Annotated in this window: 6 protein-coding genes and 1 pseudogene; 4 read left to right on the plus strand and 3 right to left on the minus strand. The window is 69.3% G+C overall.

What is annotated here, in order from left to right; translation table 11 throughout:
• Nucleotides 1–318: 318 nt before the first annotated feature.
• A complete protein-coding gene (locus STSP_RS29230) occupies nucleotides 319–657 on the plus strand; it encodes a cupin domain-containing protein (protein WP_232789838.1) in 339 nt (112 codons plus the stop codon).
• 6 nt (nucleotides 658–663) lie between these two features.
• On the opposite strand, the pseudogene STSP_RS37650 reads toward STSP_RS29230, so the two are convergent.
• The 3 genes and pseudogenes from STSP_RS37650 to STSP_RS29240 all read right to left on the minus strand — a co-directional run.
• Nucleotides 664–866, minus strand: a pseudogene (locus STSP_RS37650) (transposase family protein); the annotation flags it as partial.
• 944 nt (nucleotides 867–1,810) lie between these two features.
• Nucleotides 1,811–2,695, minus strand: coding sequence for a L,D-transpeptidase family protein (locus STSP_RS29235; protein ID WP_107441430.1), 885 nt, complete (start codon nucleotides 2,693–2,695; stop codon nucleotides 1,811–1,813).
• A gap of 103 nt (nucleotides 2,696–2,798) precedes the next feature.
• Nucleotides 2,799–4,004, minus strand: a complete 1,206-nt coding sequence (locus STSP_RS29240) for a L,D-transpeptidase (protein ID WP_067283985.1) — start codon at nucleotides 4,002–4,004, stop codon at nucleotides 2,799–2,801.
• A 330-nt stretch (nucleotides 4,005–4,334) separates the two neighbouring features.
• On the opposite strand from STSP_RS29240, the gene STSP_RS29245 reads away from it, so the two are divergent.
• The 3 genes from STSP_RS29245 to STSP_RS41345 all read left to right on the plus strand — a co-directional run.
• Entirely contained in the window at nucleotides 4,335–5,024 is a 690-nt protein-coding gene (locus tag STSP_RS29245) for a response regulator transcription factor (RefSeq protein WP_232789839.1), read from the plus strand.
• Entirely contained in the window at nucleotides 5,021–6,841 is a 1,821-nt protein-coding gene (locus tag STSP_RS29250; protein ID WP_067283987.1) for a sensor histidine kinase, read from the plus strand. Before STSP_RS29245 ends, STSP_RS29250 begins: the two co-directional genes overlap by 4 nt.
• A 279-nt stretch (nucleotides 6,842–7,120) precedes the next feature.
• Nucleotides 7,121–7,209 (plus strand): helicase associated domain-containing protein (locus STSP_RS41345; protein ID WP_408646382.1); only part of this gene is annotated, 89 nt, incomplete at its 3' end.

A 7,209-nucleotide genomic window follows, 5' to 3' on the forward strand; every position in this document is an offset into this window, starting at 1 on the left:
AACAGGTGACTACCGCAAGGCCCAGGGCTATATCTGCACCACTCCCGTCGGCGAGACGGAGAGGCAGTTCGCCGTCCACATCAAGCGTTGACGGTCAATGGGCGAACCACCGTCTCGCTCGAAGACCAATCGTTCTGTGGAGCGTTCTGCCGAGTCGGTGTCGCCACCGACATGGCGCGCCTCCGTCCACTCGAACAAAGGATGAATCATGATCACTCGTCGTTCGTTGATGCGCAGCAGTAGTGCAGCCACACTCGGAACACTCGGCCTGACCGCCCTGGCATCCGCCTCTGCGGAGGCACATGGCCGCCCCCGGAGGTGGCCTCCGTCACCCCCGACGGCATCACGCGTACCGAACTGCAGCGGCATCTCTCGCCGGCCTCCGGTTGGGAGCTCGTGCAGACGCTCGTACAGATCCCCAGGGGTCTGGAATCCGGCCGCCACAGCCACCCCGGCGTGGAGGTCGGCTACATCATCCAGGGGGACGTCATGATGGAGTTCGACGACCGCGCCCCGCAGCGACTGCGTAGCGGCGACCCCTTCTTCATCCCGCTCGGTGCCATTCACAACGCCCGTAACATCGGGAAGGTAGAGACGAAGATGCTGTCCACCTACCTGATCGAAGAGGGAGAGCCTCTGGTGATCCCCCATCAGTGAGCCTTTTCAGCGCTGCCGCTCCAGGGCGAGGACAGCTGCGGCGACCCACGACATTCGATTCGGGCTGCACCGGGTCTGCGGAAGATTCGCCACGACTTCAGTCGTGCGACGCCGTGCTCGACCGGTGCCCGTGCTGCGGCCGGCGCGCGGTTGACGGTTCGCTGGATCGGTGTGAGGTCGCGGCCCGGAGGGCGCCGAAGGGTTGTCGACTCCGATGTAGGCGCCGTCAGCACCGTCGGAGCGCCGCATCTCCCGGTAGAGCTGTGTGGCGTGTGAAGGCCGAGGTGGCCCACCACGGAAGCCCTTGCGTCGGCGGTGGGCCACCTGGTCGGCATGCTCTGGGATGGTCGCGACGATGCCTCGGTGCAGCGGTCGGGCACGGATGACAGGGGACGAACACGCCTTGCCGGTCAGCACCCGACTCGGCCTGGTCCGCGGTCGTCCGGCACCGGCGCGGGGCACCCGGACGGCAGCGGGCACCGCTTCGAAGACCGCGGAGTCGTTGTGACGGCGTCCCGCCGGTGCAGGAAGACGCGCCCGGGACGGCGTCCCAACCATGCCGCCCGCGTATGGTGTCCCGCTCCTGCCGGGCGGCGACGGCCGGCCCACGCAACGGCCCGCCAGCCCGAGCGGTCCACCGATCGGCCGCACTGATCCGGGCACCGGGGTGAACCGACAGGCGCGCGGCCGACAGCGGCGCGGCACGCGAACCGGGGAGCCGCTGCGCGAGTTGGTGGGGCGGGCCGGCCCCGCGGCCCGGTCACCGACGGGTGGCGGCCATGGTCGGCCGCGCTGCGCACGCTGTTGGTGCGGTGCGCGGCCTGGACATGAAAGCCTGCGGGCCGGCCGAGGCACGGGCGTGTGTGCCGTGGCAGCCGGCAGCCGCGGGCGGCGGACGCAGACCGCGTCGCGGGGTGCGGTCCGTGCATCGGAAGGGATGACATGCGCGTACACGAGGCCGGCGCACCGGGAGACCTGGTCGAGAGCCCATGGCGCTCGAGCTCGACGCCGACCGCATCCACCAACTCCTCCTGGACGGCGTCCGCGACAAGGTCGAACCCGGCATGGATCAGCGCGGTCGCCCCGCGTACTGCCCGGACGCGCCCTCAGCGTGTCCGGGCCCTCTGCTCTCGTTCGTCTCTCACCGCTCGCGTCAGCGTTTGAGGGATGCCGCGTCCCCCATGACGATCACCGGATGCCGGTCGAGGTCGAGGGTGCGCAGCAGCTCTTTCATGTGCTGCTGCGCCAGGCTCACGCAGCCATGTGTGGGCCCGTCGTGGTCGACGTGCAGCCAGATGCCGCCGCCCTTGTCCGCGCCGAGAGGGCGGGTCCAGTCGAGGGGGGAGGTTCCGGGCTTGCGGTTGTAGTTGATCGCGACGACGTAGTCGAAGGAGCCCGCGAGCGGTTCGCCCTCGAAGCCCGTGCCGCTGATGGTGAAGCCCGGCGACTGATCGTAGGGCAGTTCGGTGCCGGGGTCGGCGAGCAGCCCGCCAGCGTCGGTGAGGGTGAACACGCCGATGGGCGACCGGAGATCATTGAGGCGGTGGTCGTCCGTCCAGCCCTTGAGCGCGTTGTGGGCCGGCCAGGTGGCTCCCGGCTCCCAGCCCGCGCTCGTGCGCCGGTACAGCACCACCTGCGACTTCGGGGAGTTCTTGCCCTGGCCGGTGACCAGGACGACCTGGCGCGCCCTCTCGGGGATTTGGGCCCGTGTCCGCGGGCCCAGGCCCGGCAGCTGCTCGTGGACCGCCGCGGCGGACGCTTCGCTGTCCGCGGATGTCCGCCCGGGCATGGCCTGTGTCGCGCCGGGGGCGGCGGCCGATGCGCCGTGCGCTCCGACGGCCGCCGGCCGGGCGTCGTCGGCCGTCCCGGCGCCCGTCCCCGTCCCCGCGCATCCGGCGAGGGTGACGGACAGGGCCAGGACGGCGGCCGGTATCCCCGGACGGGTCGGGCCCGGGATGGTGGAGGTGGTCGCTTGACGATTCCCGAACGGGGCAGGGAGAAGCCGCCGTCGGGACAGGCGACGGATTGATGAAGCCATGATGATCAGCCTGCGGGAGAGATGTGAGGAACTGGTCAGCCCGACTCGGGAGGGCCGGAGCGGCTCGGACCGCGGTGATGACGGCTTGCGGCAAGGGTCCGTCTCATCGTGCGGAGCCCGCCTTCCATTGGTCCCACGGCATGTTCCAGCCGTTGAGGCCGTTGTCGGGGGCGATCGTCCGGTCGTCGGAGTTGCGCACCACGACCACGTCACCGAGGAGGGAGTTGTTGTAGAACCAGGCGCCGTCCTGCGTGGGGTCGCCGCCGCCCCGGGCGTCGTTCAGTCCCACACAGCCGTGGCTGATGTTGGTCCGTCCGAACACCGAGTCCGCGCCCCAGTAGTTGCCGTGGATGAACGTGCCCGAGGTGGACAGGCGCATGGCGTGCGGGACGTCGGGGATGTCGTACTCCCCGGCGAATCCCACCGTGGCTCCGTTCATCCGGGTGCTGATCAGCTTCTCCGATATCACCATCTGGCCGTTCCACGTGGGCGAGTTCTCAGCGCCCGCCGTGATGGCGATGGTCTTCAGGGTCTTGCCATCGCGGACGACCGTCATCCGGTGCGTGGCGGCGTCCACGGTGGAGACCTGACTGCGGCCGACGGTGAAGCGGACGGTCTTGTCCTGTTCGCCATAGGCGCCCTCGGCGCCCTTGATTCCGTCGAGGCGGATTCTCACGGTGATGGTGGAGTTGGCCCTCCAGTACTGCTGCGGACGGAAATCGAGGCGCCGCGCGCCGAACCAGTGGCCGACGACGGGCTGTCCGCTGCTGGAGCTGACCTCGATGGCCGACTCGACGGCCTTCTTCTCGGTGATCGCTTTGTCGAAGGTGAACGAGACCGGCATCCCCACACCGACCGTTGATCCATTGTCCGGGGTGAACGTACCGGTGAAACGATCGGTCTTGGCGACGGTCGTGAACGCGATCTTCTTCGTCACCTTGCGTCCGTCGGCGCCCGCGGCCACCACGGTCAGCCGGTGGGCGGTGCCGTGGTCGAGGACGGCATCGGGTGCCCAGGTTCTGCCGTCCGAGGAGACGGCGCCGCGTACGGCCCGGCCGTTCGCAGTGGCCAGGGACACGTTGGTGATCCTCCCGGCCTCGACCGTGACGCGGCCACCGCGCCTGACGGAAACATGCTTCTGCCCGTCGGCGGCGTTGAGTCGTATGTGCGGTGTGGCTGCGGCTCCGGACGCAGCGGGCGATGCCTTCCTGCGGTCACTCTCGTCTCCTGGCCTTGTGCTGCAGCCGGCCAGAAGGCATGCCGAGATCGACAGGGCGGCAAGGGCCGCCGCCGGGCGGGTGCGGTGCATGGGATCTCCGTCGTGCGCGTCGGGTGGTGTGTCCCACCGAGTCGTGGGACGGCAGCCCCGGGGTCGAGCAGCACGGTGTCGGCGCGGTCCGCCGTGACCACGCAGGACCGGGCGACGGACGCTGTCGCGGCTGCGACCGGGCCACGGCTCTTCGACTCGTCGACGCCGCCGCACCGGTGGCTTCCCGGCGTGATGCCGGCGCCGAACGCGTCGAAGGGCGCGGCCAAGGGCATGCGCCGAGCCTGGCGTCCGGATATCAGGAAGTTGTCAGGGTGTGGGAAGGCCCGCACATCGCCCTGCCGCCGATCACGCGCGCCTACAGTCAGTGGCGTGTGCGCACATATTCTGGTCGCGGAAGACGACGACATGCAGGCCAAGCTCATACACCGGCTGCTGCTACAGGAGGGTCACACCGCCGTCGTGGTCCACGACGGGCGGGCGGCAATCGACGAAGCTAAAAGCCGTACACCCGACCTCGTCGTCCTGGACCTGATGCTGCCCAAGGTCGACGGTCTCGGCGTGTGCCGTGTGCTGCGCCAGGACGGAGACATACCGGTTCTCATGCTCACCGCCCGCTCCACCGAGGACGACATGCTGCTCGGCCTGGAGCTCGGCGCGGACGACTACATGACCAAGCCGTACAGCCCACGGGAACTGCTGGCCCGCATACGCACCGTGCTGCGCCGCACCCTGCGCCCCGCCGAGGACTCCCCGGTGCTCCGCGCGGGCGGCATCACCGTCGATCCCGCACGGCACAAGGTCACCTGCGACGGCAGCGAAGTCCCATGCACTCCAGGCGAGTTCGCCATCCTCCACGCCATGACCGCGGAACCCGACCGGGTCTTCTCGCGCCGTCAACTGCTTCAGCTCACCCGGGGCCACGAGCGCGCCTCCACCGAGCGCGCCATCGACGTACACGTCATGAACCTGCGCAAGAAGATCGAGCCCGACCCGCGCAGGCCTGTCCGGCTGCTGACGGTCTTCGGCGTCGGCTACAAGCTCACCGGTCAGCCCACATGACGCCCGGCCCTCGCATACCCTGGCGCAAAAGCCTTCTGGTACGGCTTCTCCTCACCTCCGTGACCATCGCCGTACTCTCCGTGGGCGCCACCGCCTGGCTGGCCGTGGAGACCACCACACGGGCCATCCAGGAGGAGCGCGGCCAAGTGCTCTCCGACGACGCCGACATCCTGCGACGGCTCAGCGGCTTCGCCGCGACCCATGCCGACTGGCGCGGCGTACGGACCGTGGTGCGCGCGCTCTCACGCACCATGGACCGGCGCATCGCCCTGACGACCGAGACCGGACGCACCATCGCCGACTCGGCCGCCCCCGGCACCGCCCTGCCCGCCCGTGCCTCGGCCACCGTCGACCCGCTGACCACCGACACCTACACCGAATCAGGAGCCCAGCTCGCCGGGATCGACCCGCGGGCGGTGGGACCGTATCTGCTCACCACGGCCGAGCGGACACTAGTGAAGACGGTCGCCGAGAAGCGTCTGCGCTGTATGCGCCGCTACGCGAGCGACGGCAGCCTCCGACAGATGCCCAGCGGCCGTACGGTGGTCATCGCACCCAGCGGAGGAGAAGCATCCGTGCCGCTGGAGTGCGCCGACGGAGCACTCAACACACCCACGCGCACCGAGCAGAAGGCACTGGACGAACTCAGCGTTCTGGCCAATCGCTGCTTCGACCTCGATGGCAATAAGAAACGATCACTCCTCCAGCTTGGTGAACTGCCCTTCGCCGGCTACGACATCCCGGCGGGCGTCCCCGTCCACCGGGCAGCCGGCGTCAACCAGCAGACGCAGACCTGTGTCGACAACGCGCGCCGCACACAACTCGACCCGTACGTCGCCCCGAGGGCCAGGCTCTATTTGGGCAACCTGGGCGGGCAGCCCGCAGGCTTCGACCTCTCCCCCACCAACAAGGCCAAGATCATCGGCGTCACGGCGCTCGTCCTCGCCGTCACCGTCGCCATGACCGCGGTTGTCGCGATCCGCCTCGTCCGCCCCCTGCGAGCCCTGACAGCCGCAGCCCAGCAGCCGCCGCAGCGGCACGCACGCGTCGCCGTCACCACCAAGGACGAGACCGGCTATCTGGCCGCCGCCTTCAACGACCTCACCGCGCGCCGCGAACAGCTGGAAGCCCAGCGCAAGGCCATGGTCAGCGACATCGCCCACGAGCTGCGGACCCCGCTGACGAATATCCGCGGCTGGCTCGAAGTCACCCGTGACGGGCTGGTCGACCCGGATCCGGACCTCATCGCCTCCCTGCACGATGAGGCACTGCTCCTGCAGCACATCATCGACGATCTGCGTGACCTCGCCGCGGCCGACGCCGGCACCCTGAAACTGCACCGCGAGCAGGTGCGCGCGGACGACCTCGTCGCCCAGACGGTGTCGGCCCACAGCACTCACGCCGAGTCCTCGGGCATCCGGCTGCAGGCGCACGCCGACCCCGGCCTCTGGCTGGATGTCGACCCGGTGAGGATGCGCCAGGTTCTGGGCAACCTCATCTCCAACGCGCTCCGGCACACCCCGGCGGGCGGCACGATCACGCTCACCGCCCGGCACACCGGTGACCTGGCCGTCCTTACAGTGGAGGACACGGGCAGCGGCATCGCACCCGATGATCTGCCTCATGTCTTCGAACGTTTCTGGCGAGCCGAGAAGTCACGCAACAGACACACCGGCGGCAGCGGACTGGGCCTGCCCATCGTCCGTCAGTTGGTCGAGGCACACGGCGGAACGGTCACCGCCGGCAGCGAGCCCGGCAACGGAGCGGCGTTCACCATCCGTCTCCCCACACGCCAACCCGACAGCCCAACAGCGTGAGGTGCGGGGGGGGCGTGCTCCCGCGCGGCGCCGATACGGGCGGCGGGTGGTGCATTGGCCGATGTACGCACGGCAACGCCGCCTCCGTATGGAACGAAGATCGCCAGGCTCTTCAACCGAGCATGAAGACTCTGTCGACGGCCTTCCTTCATACGCAACAGCAGCCAACTCACCCGGGCCAGGACCCTGTTCGCTCAAGAACGACCGCATGACCGGAAAGAGGACTGCTTCCAGCACTCCAGCCGGGCTTTTGTATCTCTCCTGGTCAACCGCCGATGGGTGGCGGATCAACGCGCCGCCTATCAGTGCGGCGAGCTGCCGCCTTCGCGCATCGAGCGCCTGGAAGAGCTCGGCATGATCTGGTCCGC

Origin of the sequence: Streptomyces jeddahensis, from assembly GCF_001642995.1 — a bacterium.
Classification (GTDB): domain Bacteria; phylum Actinomycetota; class Actinomycetes; order Streptomycetales; family Streptomycetaceae; genus Streptomyces; species Streptomyces jeddahensis.